The following is a 15,099-nucleotide window of genomic DNA, read 5'->3' as shown; positions in this document are numbered from 1 at the left end:
TAAAATAGAAAAGGTAAAACAGACCTATTAATACATACGAAAAGGTGGGGTACAATGGAGAGTATTAGATTTTTTTCACTTAGTGAGTCAGCAATCATGATTGACTTTGGCCAATCGTTTGACATAGATCAAAATAAGAGATTACTTAGCCTTACTAATCAGTTAACAAGTAATCCTTTTCCAGGCTTTGTCGAATGTGTACCTGCCTATTCAACACTTACCATTTACTTTGATCCGACAAGTATAGAGCTAGATCATACAAAGCTAATAGACGAACTACGATATGCGATAACTGTAGAATCAGAAACAAATTATTCGACAAAATCATTCACGATACCGGTTTGCTATGAGCCAGAATTTGGGATTGATTTACAAGAAGTCGCCGATTATCATCAACTAACTAGTAAACAAGTAGTTGAATTACATACAAAACCAACCTATCATGTCTATTTTTTAGGTTTTTCCCCTGGATTTCCTTTCTTAGGTGGGATGGACCAACGGATTGCTACCCCTAGAAAAAAATCTCCTCGAATAAGGATTGAAGCTGGTTCAGTGGGAATTGCAGGACGACAAACTGGTATATATCCTAGCCCTACGCCTGGCGGGTGGAAAATAATTGGAAGAACACCTATCCCACTAGTAGATTTGTCAAAGTCCTCACCAACCATTTTACACCCAGGTGACAAACTTAACTTTCAAGCCATTTCAAAAGATGAATTTATGCTGTACCAACAGGGGGAGTTATTATGGGAATGGTAATCACAGATGGTGGATTTTTTACAACCGTACAGGACTTGGGAAGGTTTGGATTACAGTCACTTGGCTTCTCCGTGACCGGTGCAATGGATCAATTAGCGATGCGACTAGCCAATATTGTGTTAAACAATGAAGAAGATGAAGCAGTGCTTGAAATGTGTTTAGTTGGCCCAAGTATAACCTTTGAACAAGAGATGGTAATTGCCTTAACTGGTGCAGATATGACACCAAAACTAAATGATAAATATATCTCAATGGCAAGGCCCCTCCAAGTCAAAAAAGGGGATACTTTATCACTTGGTACGGCAAAGACAGGCATGTACAGTTATTTGGCAGTTAAAGGTGGCTTCCAATTAGACAATGTATTGGGCAGTAAAAGTACTGACACTAAGATTGGAATTGGTGGCTTTAAAGGAAGACCGTTGCAGCCTCGTGACTATTTGCCAATCTTTACTCCAACAGTTGTTTCTCCTTTGCGTTTTGGGCTAAGTCACACGCTGTTTGATTATATCACCGTAGACAATTCCGTCATTCAGTTTATCGAGGGTCGACAATATAACTGGTTTCAGTCTGAAAGTAAACGCCGATTTGAGACAGAGTCTTACCAACTTTCAACTAAATCTGATCGAATGGGCTACCGGCTAACCGGAAAGCAATTATCTTTAACGAAACCAAGTGAGTTATTAACCGAGGCAAGTCCTCTCGGAACCATCCAAGTTCCAGCTAGCGGTGAACCAATTATTCTTATGGCTGACCGGCAACCAACTGGTGGCTATCCGAAAATTGGGCAAATCATTGAGACAGACTTACCAATAATCAGTCAGCTTCGGCCGTCAAAAACAATCACATTTCACAGATGTAGCATAGACGAAGCTCGCGAAAGGCTTATTAAACGAGAACAAGAGATGAAACAAGTGAAAGCATTTTGCAACCTTAAGTGGAAGGAGTATGAATGATGAGGACAATTGACATTAATTGCGATATGGGCGAGAGCTTTGGGCAATACTCACTCGGTAACGATGAAGAGGTAATCCGCTATGTGTCATCGGTAAACATTGCTTGCGGCTTTCATGCTGGTGACCCTACCACGATGGATAGGACCGTTAAGCTTGCTGACAAACATCATGTCCGCATAGGCGCCCATCCAGGCTTACCCGACCTGCAAGGATTTGGCAGAAGAAACATAGCTATCTTGCCTGTAGAGGCTTACCAATTAACTCTCTATCAAGTTGGTGCCTTAAAAGCATTTACACAGGCAAATGGTGCCAAGTTGAGCCATGTCAAACCTCATGGTGCATTGTACAATATGGCAGCAAAAGATAAGCAGTTAGCAACAGCTATTGCTGAAGCTGTTTATCAGCTTGACCCGACTTTAACCTTAATCGGCCTATCGAATAGCGCGCTAACAAACGCAGGAGAAGCGCTAGGATTAACGGTAGCGCACGAAGTCTTTGCTGATCGAACGTATCAATCTGATGGTACGTTAACTCCTCGTCACCACCCAAATGCAGTGATTAACGATGAAATGCAAGCAATTGAACAGGTAAAGCAAATGGTTCTTGACCAGCGTGTTACCAGTACCACTGGGAAAGTCATTCCCATCCAAGCTGATACAGTTTGTGTACATGGAGACAACCCTCATACGTTATCTTTTTTAAAAAAATTACAAGATTGCCTTCAGCAGTCCGGAATATCGCTTACTTCCAACAAATGATAGACGGACAACCATTTTTGTTTAATTAATGACAAGTGCTGGTTCTATCTTTGTTCTTGACCATAAGATAAAGTGTGCAATGCCATAGGGTTTAAAGATCTCCATTATTGCACGAAAGAGGACTAGCAAATGTGCTTCTAGTATCCAAGCAGGTTCTTTCTCCTTTTCCTTCCAACAGTTAGAAGCTGAATTTGTTAGTCCTTCTTTTTCATAGGACAAATTATTATCATCATAAACTAACAAAAACGTTCTTAGGATGTGGAAACAATGATTAGATAACCCCAATCGTTGTTAAATAAGTATACCCAAAAAATTACAGTATACTCAAAAATTAATAAATACTCCTTTTTTCATCATAGATGGCGGCTGCAGAAAGCCATGGTGGTTTCTTATCTTTTAACCAAAGGGCATACCAATCTGATTTGGTATGCCCCTGTTTTTTTATTTAAGTTTTTTCAATTTGTTGAAGGAGAATGAAAACACTAGTAGCCTTTCACACTTTCTCCTGAAGGATTTCCCCTTAGAAATTAAAGTATTCTTTTGCATTGTAGTAGGAAATACCTTTTACAATGCTTCCTAGTGAATCAAGGTCATAGGCAATTTCGCCATCTTCTACCCATTTTCCAACAAGGGAACACATTAGTCTTCTAAAGTATTCATGACGCGGGTATGACAACAAGCTCCGTGAATCGGTAAGCATTCCGATAAATCGGCCAAACACCCCAATGTCAGCAAGTGTTTGCATTTGATTAAGCATACCTAACTTTGTATCGTTATACCACCATGCAGTTCCTAATTGAACTTTCCCTGGAATACCTCCACCTTGGAAGCTGCCCATAATCGAAGCAATCGTACTAAAGTCGTGTGGATTTAAAGAATAAAGGATTGTTCTAGGTAACCCATTTTCTTTTTCCATCGAATCTAGTATGCCTACTAATGGTTTTGCAATTAATTCATCGTTAATCGAGTCAAAGCCTGTATCAGGCCCTAAATCACCAAACATTCTAGAATTATTGTTACGTAACGCATTAATATGGAATTGCATCGCCCAATCAAACTTGGCATACGTTTTTCCAAGGAAAGTAAGTGTATAGGACTTAAATTTCTTCTCTTCTTCAAGCGATACTTTCTTTCCTTTTAACGCACTCGTAAAGAAATTAGCTACTTCTTCTTTCGTTGTCTCTGCATACATCATAGAATCGATGGCATGGTCAGATAACTTACCACCGATCGAATCGAAAAACTCAACTCTTGACTCAAGCGCTTGCAGAAAATCATCATAGCTAGTTATCGTTATCCCTGATGCACCCTCTAGCTTTTTCACCCAATCTTGAAATCCGTCTCGATTGATTTCTAAACCTTTGTCCGGTCGGAAGCTAGGTAGTACTTTTACATCGAAATTCTCTTCTTTTAATTTAATATGGTATTCGAGATTATCAACAGGGTCATCAGTCGTACAGACAACCTCAACATTTGATTTTGTAATAAAGTCGCGGGCACGAAATTCACCGCTTGTTAATTTAGCGTTGACCTGTTCCCAAATTTTTGGTGCATTTTGCTCATTCAATACATCGTACACATCAAAAAAACGTTGTAATTCCAAATGTGTCCAGTTGTATAACGGATTACCGATCAACATCGGAAGCGTTCTCGCCCAAGCTAAGAATTTATCATAATCACTAGCATTACCAGTTACATACTCTTCTTCTACGCCATTGGCACGCATTGCCCGCCATTTATAGTGATCCCCATATAACCAAACTTCGGTAATATTTTTAAATTCTTTATTTTCATAGATTTCTTGCGGGCTTAAATGACAATGATAGTCGATAATTGGTAAATCCTTTGCATATTCAAAATAAAGCTTCTCCCCAACTTCATTGTCGAGTAAAAATTTGTCATCCATGAAGTGTTTCATTTCTCATTCTCCCTTCGATTTGTATCTCTTTTTGAACAAACCTCTTTTAATTAGTCAAAAACAAGCTTAAAAGCCTAATAAATCGGCATGTTTGCCAATGTGCTTAACTAATGCTTGTCGATAAACTTCTTCGTTATCATTTAATGTCTTAAAGAATTCATCTTTAAACAAGAAGTTAAAAGCATCATCTTTAGCTGTTAATAAAATACCGAAAGTTACATGTAACAATTGTCTCGCAGCGTCATGGTTCATATACTCTGGAAGTTCTTCATCCGATTTACTGTCTAACGGAGCAACGCTCGCTAAATCTGGCGTGATATGGTAATAAGCTAACGTCTCTTCAAAATGTTCCTCCGCATATGCATGCATTTTCCGGTATAGGTTAGGGTTTTGATCAGCAATAACGCGAACAGCTTCTAACCAGTTTGTACCAGCTGTCTTGACATGGACAATACCATCGGTGTATTTTCCAATAATCGGGAAGACACTAAATTTATCACTTCCAGAGTGAATGCTTAGTTTATATCCGAAATATTTAGCAATTAATGCGTGTTCACTTAATTCTTTTTCAAACTGTTCGATATCCCCTATGTAGTCAATCCCCTTTTGGAACTCACCACAGAAACGAGGTGCAAGACTAACAACCTCAACGCCACGTCTTTTAAGTTCATTTGCTACAAAAAAGTGGGCGTTTGGTGTTGTAACGGTCGCAGTTTCATCAATAGAAATTTCAAAATCTAATGGCTTGTTAGGATTTTGGAAGTACGTTCTACCAACATGCTCCATATAATCAATCGCACTACCATAAAGCAACACGTTTTTAATCAACGTGTTCTCGTCATAACTAATTGTTAGGCCATTAACTTTAAAGGACTGATTTAGATAATAATCGTTAAAGTAATCCTGCTTCTCCTTGTCTAATGCTTCAAATTGCTGTCGATTTTCTTGATCGGATGCAGATTCGACTTCATTAGGAATATGATCAGAACAATCAAGTGTTAGCATTGAAATACCCAACTCTAACGCTTCCTTTATGTCCTCTTCTTCTTTAATATGGTCGCCGTCCCAACCAAATCCATCCTTATATCCTTCCTGGAAAACAGCAAAAGCTGCAGCATCTAGTATGTCTGTCATTTTGCGATTGGTAAGGTTTAATTCTCGAATACTTTGTTGTGCAAGCACAGGCTTTACATTTCGGTTTTGGACTGTTTCGATATGTCCTGGCGACGCTAAGCCTAAGCGGTCACCAAGCCCCATCGTTGCAACCTTTGTTCCAAAGGCTTTAGGAACCGTGTAGTCAAAATATTTGTTTAGTACTAAACGGTTTTCATAAGAAAGTGGGCAAACCTTACCTTCTGCAACTGCTTCCCCTACCAACTCGTCATAAAGGCTTCCTTCGCCTGTTGCTAAAAGTAATCTTTCCTGATTATTTTTAACCATAACTAGTTTCACATTTTCATATTCTGTATACGATTTTTCATAGACTTTAATTGTTTCGCTTCCTTGTGGTTTCCCGGTCTTTAAAGCACCCAAAATGGAAACCAAATTTTCTTGTACTAAATTACCCATACTTTTCAGCTCCTTTTATTTAGTTGTTAACGTTTTCATTCGTTCTGAAAGAAATAGAAGGTAGATAGTCCTTCTTCTGATTAACAACGTTGTTATTTATATGATAAAGCATTTCACTTTATACATCAACTATTTTTAATAGCTTGCCTAACAAAATTCCTCCCAGAATAACTAATACTAAATCCTTAGCCTGCTCGGATGGACGAGAACATACGAACCACTAATGAACAAAAGCGCTGAAGCTAGACGTGGCTGTCGCTGAATGTTATCCATGGTTGGATTTTTTTATACTTTAAATTAATACCCCAAAAGATAACAATTGTTGATCTCTTGGGGTGAATAGATTTGCTATTTATATTGTATTTGCAAGGATGAAAATTTGTTCTGACAAGTCTAGTTAACTGTCTGCTGTTTGTTCTCCCTAAGTCTTTTGGCCGCTTGAACCATGTTCTGAAGTGATGCGACTGTCTCTTCCTCTTTACGAGTTTTCAGACCGCAGTCTGGGTTAACCCAAAACTGGTCCTTTGCAATAACTGCTTTACTATCATGAAGAATACTAGTAATCTCTTCCACGCTAGGGACGCGTGGACTGTGTATATCATAAACACCTAATCCTATTCCGAGGTCGTATCGGTTGTGTTTAAGCGATTGAATAAGTTCCCCATGGCTTCTTGACGTTTCGATAGACAGAACATCTGCATCTAACGCTCGGATTGGTTCGATAAAATCATTAAACTCACAATAACACATATGGGTATGGATTTGTGTTTGATTCTTGACAACTGATGTTGTTAATTTAAATGTGTCAACAGCCCAGGTTAAATAGGAATCCCATTTTTCCTTACGTAGTGGTAATCCCTCACGTAAAGCTGGTTCGTCAACTTGAATGATTGATATTCCCGCTTCTTCTAATGCTTTCACTTCTTGCCTTAATGCTAATGCAATTTGTTTTGCCACTTGTTCTCGTGCTATATCGTCTCGTGTAAACGACCAATTTAAGATGGTAACAGGACCAGTAAGCATTCCTTTCACGTGTTTATTCGTTAGCTTTTGTGCCTCAACAACTTCCTCAACAGTCATTTCAACAGTCCATTCTACGTCACCATAAATAATTGGGGGCTTTACACACCTTGAGCCATAGGACACTACCCATCCATTATCGGTGAAAGCAAATCCCTCTAGTTTTTCCCCGAAAAACTCAACCATATCAGTCCGTTCAAATTCTCCGTGGACGAGCACATCTAAACCAATATCCTCCTGAATTTCTATCCAACGAGCTGTTTCGTTTCTCAAAAACTGCTTATATTCAGGAGTAGTAATTTCGTTGTTTCGCCAAGCCTTTCTTATTTTTTTGACCTCAGCAGATTGTGGGAAACTTCCGATTGTCGTCGTCGGATAATCGGGTAACTGCAGTACTTTCTGCTGTAATTGTCTTCGATTACTATAAATCATTGGCCGCTTAAAATGGGCAGGTCCTAATTGTGAAATCAAGTCCTCTACCTGTTTATTCTTTCTCGCCTTATCTAATGCTAATGCTTCAATTGCTGTCATACTTTCAGAAACACATTTGTTTCCTGACCAGTGTTTGTCACTGATATATGAAGTCAATTGCGATAATTCAATTATTTTTTCATCTGCAAAGGACAATGCCTCTTTTAACGTAGATTCCAATTTGTTTTCAGATTGTTTCGTAACAGGTACGTGCTGTAGGCTACATGAAGATTGAATCCATACCTCATTTGCGGAACAAATAGCCATAATCGCCTCTACCTTACTTGTCTTCTCGGCTAGGTTTGCACGCCAAATATCACGCCCATTTATGATTCCAATCCCTAATACTTTGTCAGCTGGGAAGCCATGCATCTGTAAGGAAGCCATGTTTTCCTCTTCACCATGGACGAAATCAAGCCCAAGCCCTGCAACTGGAAGATTAGAGAGCTCTTCATAAGCAAATAGGCCTTCAAAGTAGGTTTGTAGCATAATCCTAGCCGATGGCAATTGTTCGGAAAACTGTCGATAGATTTCTTTCACTAATTGCACTTCATCGTTAGTTAGGGATAGTACGAGTGCAGGTTCTTCAACTTGAATCCATTCGGCACCAGCATCACAAAGCTGCCGGAACGTCTTGATATAGAGCGGCATTAGCTTAAGTAAAAATTCTGCTATTGTTTTTGAGTCATATCCTTTTGTTAATTTGACAAACGTAAACGGTCCAATTATGGTAGGCTTTGTTATAAGTCCAAGCTCCTCTTTTGCCTCGGTAAAGTAGTCTAGAAGATAGTTATTAGTTAGCTGTAAGGATTCACCCTCATACTCAGGTACAATATAATGATAGTTTGTATTGAACCACTTGGTCATTTCACAGGCAACAACACCTTTCGCCCCGCGAGCCATCGCAAAATATGTAGATAAATTAACAGATCCACCTGCATATTCATAACGATTTGGAACCATACCAAACATAGTAGCTAAGTCAAGCATGCGGTCATAAAATGTAAAGTCCCCGACGACCGTAACAAAATCTAACCCCAATGCTTGTTGATGCTTCAGATTTCCTAAGCGCATCCGTTTCATCTCTTGGCGGAACTCATCCTCTGAAATCCTATTATTCCAATAACCTTCTAAATAACGTTTCCACTCTCTGTTTTTCCCGATATATGGGTACCCGATTGACGTACTAATTAATTTCACTCTTTTATCCTCCTAGTAGTGTTTTTCCACATAAAAAGCGATAGCATGACGCAAGCCATATTAATATTGGTAGCTTCCTAACAACAAAAAAAAAGCTATCCCTATACTTTAGGAAATAGCTTAAATCGCATGTAAAAAAGCATGCCTTTATTCGGCACGTTCAAATAATCGTACAAGCAGTCTCACCACCTATTTCCACGTAGGTTTTGGTGTGTACTAGAGATTGGCAGGTCTCCTGGCTTGTCATCAACGCTTTATCACACCTTCCCGTCTTAAGACAGTGGTTTTTGTGATTAACTCAGACTTACAGTTGCGGGACAGCGACGGATTTGAACCGTTCTTCCCTTTTAAGTCAAACCGTAGTTTGACACCAACTCTTACACGTATTTAATTTTCAATTACTATATCATACTATTTTTTAAAAGTACATAACTTTCGCAAAATAACTCGAATCCGCTTCTATTTATAACTAAGATTTGTTTTTTTCCATACTTCTTCATAGACAGCCTTTAATGGAACCTCATATTTCTCAGCGATAGCTCGACACTCCTCATATTCAGGTGAGGATTGAAACACGTTGTTACCGCGGATTCCCTGTTTTACCGTGACAGGCCCCCACTTCGTTTCCACTTGTATAAATTTCCGTGCCGCCCGGTGGACAATAAGTGGATAATAACGGATACCTAAGGTGGTTGTTTCACTAAACAGAATGGATTTCATGTCGTCAACTTTATCATGTGAGCATAATAATTGAAGTTGAACACCAGGTCGATTTTTTTTCATATAGATAGGAGTGTAATAGACATCATTAGCACCCTTATGAAGTAATAAGTCCATCACATATCCAAGCCATTCCCCTGGCGTGTCGTCAAGATTCACCTCTACTTTAACCATTTGGTCGTCAATATGTTCATTATTAGGTGGGGGGGTTGATTGCATGATAAACACCTCTTTATCTAGTCAATAGCCATACCGCGTGCAATTCGGTCAATCATAACAGCATTGTAGGCTCCGCCAAATCCGTTATCAATATTCACGACACTTGTTCCTGATGAACAAGAATTTAACATAGCTAGTAATGTAGAAATTCCTTGCAAATTTGCACCATAGCCAACACTTGTCGGAACAGCAATGACTGGATGGGAAACAAGTCCACCAACTACACTAGCAAGTGCTCCCTCCATTCCAGCAATGACAACAGAGACAGTTGCCCCCTGTATCTCCTCTAAATGATGTAACAACCGATGAAGTCCAGCAACACCAACGTCATATATACGGTGAACACGACTACCAAATAGTTCCGCAGTTAAGGCTGCCTCTTCAGCAACCGCTAGGTCTGAAGTTCCTGCACAAATAATTGCGATGTAACGATCCTCTTTTGTTTGCAAAGGCTTGTCCTCTTTCCAGTAGAGGACTCTTGCTATTTCTGAATAGGAACATTCAGGCAATTGCTGTAGAATCACATCTGCTTTTTCCTTGGATACCCTTGTTGCAAGGACATCATCATTTCTGCTTTGCATCGCTTTTATAATCGAAATAATTTGTTCCGGTGTTTTGCCTTCTCCATAAATAACTTCAGGGAAGCCTGTTCGCTCTTTACGGTTATGATCTACTTTTGCAAATCCAAGATTCTCAAAAGAGTTTAATTGCTTTTTTGCGTCTTCTACCGAAAGTTTTCCATCTTTAATCTGGTTTAAAATGTCATCTATCATCCTAGTTGCACCTCAATCATGTTCATGTGTCTTCTACCTTAAAAATATTTTGCTATATCTTTTGATAATCCAACAAACTTCGCAAATATTTGTTGATAGCGTTCGTGGTTGCTTTGATTCGGTTGAATAACTTTCTTTATGGCAATATGTTGTTTGATGTCTTGATATGACTGTACTTTACCAACACCCACCAATGCAGTCCACGCTGCTCCCCATGCAGCACCGTGATGGGTTTCTGATAAATGAACATCTTTACCAAAGATATCGGCAAGAATTTGTACCCATAGCTCTGACTTTGCAAGCCCACCATTGACACAAATTCGGTTCGGTTCACCAGCGACTTTTTCTAACGATTGGCTAATATGATATAAATTTAAAGCAATTCCTTCTAATACTGCCTTGACTAGATGACCATCTCTATGTTCAATTTGCAGCCCAAAAAAATTACCTTTGGCGCGCTGATTCCAAACAGGAGCACGCTCCCCATTCACATATGGTAAAAAGATTAATCCATCAGCACCAGTCGGAACGTTCTCTGCCTTGGCAATGAGGGCAGCGTGATCCCCGTCAAAATTAAGGATTTCCTTTAACCATTGTAATGCAATGCCACCATTATTCGTTGGACCACCAATAATTGATGTATCGTTTGCAAATGCATAGGTGAACGTTTCTCGGTTGGGATTGATTGGTGCTCCTTTTGCGAATTGCCTAATTGCCCCACTTGTCCCAACGGAAATCGCAACCTCACCAGGTTCAATTGCACCATCGCCAAGGTTTGCCAATTGGCCATCTGCTGCCCCAATGACAAAAGGTACATCTTCTGACAAGCCAATTTCCCTTGCTAACTGTTTGTCGAGCTTAGCTAAAATGGTTTCCGGCGAGACGATTTCAGACAGCTGCTCCTCTTTAATGTTAGCAAGAGCTAGTGCCTGCTTATCCCACTGATACGTATTAATATTAAATAGACCTGTTGCTGAAGCCATCGAATAATCAACGACACGTTGTTTAAACCACTTCCATAGTATATATTCTTTCATCGAAACGAAGTAAGTTGCTTCGTGTTTAGCTTCATAGTTTGTCTCGTCCATCCAAACCAATTTCACAAATGGTGACATCGGATGTATTGGTGTTCCTGTGTTTAAATAAACAGTCTTTCCTTCAGCTTTGTTTAACTTATCTGCCTGTTCGCTACTTCTACCATCTGACCAGATAATGACATTTGATAGTGGCGCCATCTTGTCATCCAGGCAAAGAAGCGAATGCATCGCACACGAAAAGCCGACACCAAGTAATTTTTCTGATGATGGGTCAATGTGCTTAATAATATTTTTTAACGCTTCCTTTGCACAACGCTCCACATCATCAGGAATTTGTTCGGCCCAACCAATTTCTGGATGAATAGTTTCAATCATTTCTTCTGTTTCTGCTATAATTTTTCCTTCTATATCGAATAAAACTGCTTTAGCACTAGTTGTACCAATATCTAATCCGATAACTAACTCTTTAACCATTCGTTTAATCCCCCATTAAATTGTCATGCTTTCAAAACCACCGTCAACTCGTAACAAGTCACCTGTCACAAACCCAGATGCTTTATCCGACGCTAAATAGATTGCTGCACCTTGTAGTTCTTCTGGTTCCCCAAAACGGTTCATTGGCGTGTGATTCATAATCGAATTCACTCGCTCTTCACTTAAGATTTTTCTATTTTGCTCAGCTGGGAAAAAGCCTGGAATAATGGCGTTTACCCGAATTCCATGTGGAGCAAATTCACGTGCTAAAAAGTGTGTGACACTGTTTATTCCTGCCTTAGATGCAGAGTACGTAAATACTTTGGACAACGGAATTGTTGATGATACGGACGAAATATTAATAATACTGCCTTTACGGTTTTGTTCCACCATTTTTTTCGCGAAAATTTGTGTCGAAAAAACAACACCACGTAAATTAACATTCATAATATCGTCCCATTCTTCTGTCGCTAAATCAAAAAATGGTGTCGTACTGTTTTTACCTGGTGCATTAAGAATAATATCCCAGCCACCAGACCACTCTTCAATTTCTCCAGCTACGCGCTCAATGGTTGTTAAATCACTAACATCTGCAGCAAACGCTTTAGCTTCGCCACCGATGTCTTCAATTTGCTTCACAACATCCTCTGCTTTTGCTAAATTTCTACCGACAATTGCTACCTTTGCACCATGCTCTGCAAGTCCTTTAGAAATCGCACCGCCTAATGTACTATTTCCTCCAATAGCTACTGCAACTTTCCCAGTTAAATCAAATAAGTTCCCCATTTGTTTCTCCCCTCTTTTTTATACATCTACATTTAAGAGACTGTCTTTTATTCAAATAAATTTCCATTTTCATTAAAAACGAGTGGATAAGGTTCTGACAGCTGCTGTAAATTCTCGTTTGCCTTCACTTCTTCTACCATCGCTGCTGATACTTCAATCTCGCCAATTTCTAACGTGTTTTTAATCCTTACTAGCCTTACCTTAGTAAAGTCAAGGATATTGCACGTCTTTATCGCTGCTTTTATAACTGTTTCGTCATTTTTAAGTGCAGTCGACAAGTGGGTTGGACCAACAACTGTGGAGGTTAAGCCGTTTATATACGTTGTTTCACGGTCCATTTTGTCGTAAACACGTTGGGTTGTAAAATCAGCTGTGCCGACGCCATTGGCATTTCCTTCTGTTTGCTCGGTCAAATCTAAAACGACCATTTTCGTCACATCTGGTCCCCCGTAGGCATATGGGGTCGGATAACGCCCAGTTATATTCGGATCCATCCCGTCGCCACTAATGTTTTTACCAATTTTATCGATAACTAGCACATCAATTTGATCAAAGAAAATTCTTGGAAGCGATTCCTTTGCTAGCTTTAAAAATTTAGTTTCCTCTTTTTCAATTTCCTCTGGTTTCCATACGGCTACCTTTGCAATTTTATCAAAAGCATTTTCAACTGTGGCAACTGCAAAGAGGAATGGCTTTTGTGCTAGGGCGAGCTTTGCCATTGCCGGTACATGTTCTGCCATGTGCTTAAAGCCCAATTGATGACACGTTTCTGCGCCTTTTTGTTTACCCAAACCGATACTGATCATCTTCATGATACCACTTTCAATTGGACCTCTGAAAGCTGTGTGTGGCTTAACACGATTTATTACAACGATTCCATCAGCATTTGCTGCCAGTTTATCCATATATACTGGTAAACCATTTTCTAGCTTGCCAAGTTCAATTACTTCCATCGAAGACCTCACTTCAGCGCCTACCGTGTCTTCGGTTATCCCCAAATGCTTTAACACATTCTTTTGACCTTCCGCAGTTGCACCACCATGACTCCCCATACTTGGTACAATAAAAGGTTGTGCGCCCAATTCTTGTAAAAACTGAACAGTTACTTTTGTCAGCTCTACGACTCGGTCTAATCCACGACTCCCTACAGCAATCGCTATTTCCATTCCTGGCTTGACCTTCTCTTTAATTACCTGTTGGTTTAATTGCTGATTGAGTTCAGTCGTTACATTTTCTACTTGTGCATCATCAAATGTTTGTTTTACTTTAACCATACTTGGAACAGGAATATCCTTTACCAGCTTGTCGATAACTTCCATAAACATCTACTCCTTTTCTGTTATTTTTTCTAAAGACTGTTTTAACTACGCTCAATAACTATTACGTCGATTTTAGGCAACGTGGTGAAGTGGATATCATCAATAATAACGTTGTTATTAATAATAGCACTTTTCCAAAGAAAAGCGATCATATAATTAGCATTCAATAAAGCAGAAAAGTGCTTGGATAGATGAAGGAAAGAGACTATGGCCATATAAAGGCGCAGTCAAATCTATGACTTTCCTATGATCACACGCAATACATTTGGATGATTTGGAAATACCTTTGTGCCTGCTCCATACCCAATCGCCTCTACGGTCATCGTTGGTAATGTTCCGAACTCATCCGCAAGAACTGCTACAATTGCAGCACCTGTTGGCGTACATAATTCTGCTTTTATTGCACTTGATTGAATTGGAACTTGTTTTAAAATCTCCAATGTTGCTGGAGCTGGAACTGGGTAAACTCCATGGTCGATATGAATGCTTCCAGAGCCTACAGGAACTTTTGAAGCGATTATCTTGTCTATTTCTAGTTGTTCAACCAAAATGGCTGTTCCGATAACGTCAACAATAGAATCAACAGCACCTACTTCATGAAAATGAACCTTCTCGAGGGGTACACCGTGAATTTTCCCTTCCGCTTCCCCAATTTTTTTAAATATTAAATGAGAAAGCTGCTTGACACGATCAGTTAGTCCCGAGTTTAAGATCATTTCAATTATATCTTGATAGGACCGATGACTGTGATGATGGTCGTGCTCGACACCATGGCTATGATGATGGTCGTGTTCATGGTCATGAGGATTATGCTCTTTGTGGTGATGCCCATGTGAATGGTGGTTGGTGTGCTGATTTGTTAGTCGTTCTTCGGCATTATTTACTAGAACATCTACTTTTGTACTAGTAATTCCATTTCGTAACACTTTTTCAATGTGGAGCTCATATTCGCTTTCGATTTTTAATTTAGATAGCTCTTTCTTTAAAAATTGAGGATCAGCTCCCGCATCAATAAGTGCACCAAGCGTCATATCCCCGCTTATTCCTGAAAAGCAATCAAAATAAAGTGTCCTCAACCTAAATCTCCCCCATCATTTATTACTTATACTCTATCATACAATGG

12 protein-coding genes and 1 riboswitch are annotated in these 15,099 nt (G+C 39.5%); of the genes, 3 read left to right on the top strand and 9 right to left on the bottom strand.

Features of this window, described 5'->3' with window-relative positions:
* The first annotated feature begins 54 nt into the window (after nucleotides 1-54).
* The 3 genes from pxpB to NC799_RS04105 are packed head-to-tail and all read left to right on the top strand — an operon-like array spanning nucleotide 55 to nucleotide 2,470.
* Nucleotides 55-759 carry a 5-oxoprolinase subunit PxpB gene (gene pxpB, locus NC799_RS04115; RefSeq protein ID WP_272445082.1) on the top strand — a complete coding sequence of 235 codons (705 nt, stop codon included), beginning with the start codon at nucleotides 55-57 and terminating at the stop codon, nucleotides 757-759.
* On the top strand, nucleotides 747-1,712 hold the full coding sequence (locus NC799_RS04110; RefSeq protein WP_272445081.1) for a 5-oxoprolinase subunit C family protein: 966 nt from the start codon (nucleotides 747-749) through the stop codon (nucleotides 1,710-1,712). The genes pxpB and NC799_RS04110 overlap by 13 nt, the downstream gene beginning before the upstream one ends.
* On the top strand, nucleotides 1,712-2,470 hold the full coding sequence (locus NC799_RS04105; RefSeq protein ID WP_272445080.1) for a LamB/YcsF family protein: 759 nt from the start codon (nucleotides 1,712-1,714) through the stop codon (nucleotides 2,468-2,470). The genes NC799_RS04110 and NC799_RS04105 overlap by 1 nt, the downstream gene beginning before the upstream one ends.
* A gap of 520 nt (nucleotides 2,471-2,990) precedes the next feature.
* On the opposite strand, the gene uxaC is transcribed toward NC799_RS04105, so the two are convergent.
* The 9 genes from uxaC to larC all read right to left on the bottom strand — a co-directional run bounded on the left by uxaC (nucleotide 2,991) and on the right by larC (nucleotide 15,052).
* Nucleotides 2,991-4,388 (bottom strand): glucuronate isomerase, encoded by a 1,398-nt coding sequence (uxaC, locus tag NC799_RS04100; protein ID WP_272445078.1) that lies wholly within the window; start codon nucleotides 4,386-4,388, stop codon nucleotides 2,991-2,993.
* Nucleotides 4,389-4,454: 66 nt separating this feature from the next.
* The gene (locus NC799_RS04095; protein ID WP_272445077.1) at nucleotides 4,455-5,957 is read right to left on the bottom strand and encodes a tagaturonate epimerase family protein; all 1,503 of its coding nucleotides are present in this window, start codon (nucleotides 5,955-5,957) and stop codon (nucleotides 4,455-4,457) included.
* Nucleotides 5,958-6,350: 393 nt separating this feature from the next.
* The gene (gene metE / locus NC799_RS04090) at nucleotides 6,351-8,648 is read right to left on the bottom strand and encodes a 5-methyltetrahydropteroyltriglutamate--homocysteine S-methyltransferase (protein ID WP_272445076.1); all 2,298 of its coding nucleotides are present in this window, start codon (nucleotides 8,646-8,648) and stop codon (nucleotides 6,351-6,353) included.
* Between the two features lie 208 nt (nucleotides 8,649-8,856).
* Nucleotides 8,857-9,038: riboswitch (cobalamin riboswitch) on the bottom strand.
* A 69-nt stretch (nucleotides 9,039-9,107) separates the two neighbouring features.
* Complete coding sequence (gene larC2 / locus NC799_RS04085) at nucleotides 9,108-9,587, bottom strand: nickel pincer cofactor biosynthesis protein LarC2 (RefSeq protein WP_272445075.1); 480 nt, start codon at nucleotides 9,585-9,587, stop codon at nucleotides 9,108-9,110.
* A gap of 17 nt (nucleotides 9,588-9,604) precedes the next feature.
* Complete coding sequence (gene larB / locus NC799_RS04080) at nucleotides 9,605-10,360, bottom strand: nickel pincer cofactor biosynthesis protein LarB (protein ID WP_272445074.1); 756 nt, start codon at nucleotides 10,358-10,360, stop codon at nucleotides 9,605-9,607.
* A gap of 38 nt (nucleotides 10,361-10,398) precedes the next feature.
* Complete coding sequence (locus NC799_RS04075) at nucleotides 10,399-11,871, bottom strand: gluconokinase (RefSeq protein WP_272445073.1); 1,473 nt, start codon at nucleotides 11,869-11,871, stop codon at nucleotides 10,399-10,401.
* Nucleotides 11,872-11,886: 15 nt separating this feature from the next.
* Nucleotides 11,887-12,657, bottom strand: coding sequence for an SDR family oxidoreductase (locus tag NC799_RS04070; RefSeq protein WP_272445072.1), 771 nt, complete (start codon nucleotides 12,655-12,657; stop codon nucleotides 11,887-11,889).
* Nucleotides 12,658-12,704: 47 nt separating this feature from the next.
* The gene (locus NC799_RS04065; RefSeq protein ID WP_272445071.1) at nucleotides 12,705-13,976 is read right to left on the bottom strand and encodes a nickel pincer cofactor-dependent isomerase, group 22; all 1,272 of its coding nucleotides are present in this window, start codon (nucleotides 13,974-13,976) and stop codon (nucleotides 12,705-12,707) included.
* Nucleotides 13,977-14,209: 233 nt separating this feature from the next.
* The gene (gene larC / locus NC799_RS04060; protein WP_272445070.1) at nucleotides 14,210-15,052 is read right to left on the bottom strand and encodes a nickel pincer cofactor biosynthesis protein LarC; all 843 of its coding nucleotides are present in this window, start codon (nucleotides 15,050-15,052) and stop codon (nucleotides 14,210-14,212) included.
* Between the last annotated feature and the right edge of the window lie 47 nt (nucleotides 15,053-15,099).

The sequence above is a fragment of the Aquibacillus salsiterrae genome, from assembly GCF_028416595.1.
Taxonomy (GTDB): domain Bacteria; phylum Bacillota; class Bacilli; order Bacillales; family Amphibacillaceae; genus Aquibacillus_A; species Aquibacillus_A salsiterrae.
The sequence above is the reverse complement of the archived record's forward strand: the minus strand, read 5'-3'. Positions and strand labels throughout refer to the sequence as shown.

Bases quoted from the DNA above. Each gene is read 5' to 3' on its own strand.
- pxpB (WP_272445082.1), top strand. From the start codon at position 55: ATGGAGAGTATTAGATTTTTTTCACTTAGTGAGTCAGCAATCATGATT.
- NC799_RS04110 (WP_272445081.1), top strand. From the start codon at position 747: ATGGGAATGGTAATCACAGATGGTGGATTTTTTACAACCGTACAGGAC.
- NC799_RS04105 (WP_272445080.1), top strand. From the start codon at position 1,712: ATGAGGACAATTGACATTAATTGCGATATGGGCGAGAGCTTTGGGCAA.
- uxaC (WP_272445078.1), bottom strand. From the start codon at position 4,388: ATGAAACACTTCATGGATGACAAATTTTTACTCGACAATGAAGTTGGG.
- NC799_RS04095 (WP_272445077.1), bottom strand. From the start codon at position 5,957: ATGGGTAATTTAGTACAAGAAAATTTGGTTTCCATTTTGGGTGCTTTA.
- larC2 (WP_272445075.1), bottom strand. From the start codon at position 9,587: ATGCAATCAACCCCCCCACCTAATAATGAACATATTGACGACCAAATG.
- larB (WP_272445074.1), bottom strand. From the start codon at position 10,360: ATGATAGATGACATTTTAAACCAGATTAAAGATGGAAAACTTTCGGTA.
- NC799_RS04075 (WP_272445073.1), bottom strand. From the start codon at position 11,871: ATGGTTAAAGAGTTAGTTATCGGATTAGATATTGGTACAACTAGTGCT.
- NC799_RS04070 (WP_272445072.1), bottom strand. From the start codon at position 12,657: ATGGGGAACTTATTTGATTTAACTGGGAAAGTTGCAGTAGCTATTGGA.
- NC799_RS04065 (WP_272445071.1), bottom strand. From the start codon at position 13,976: ATGGAAGTTATCGACAAGCTGGTAAAGGATATTCCTGTTCCAAGTATG.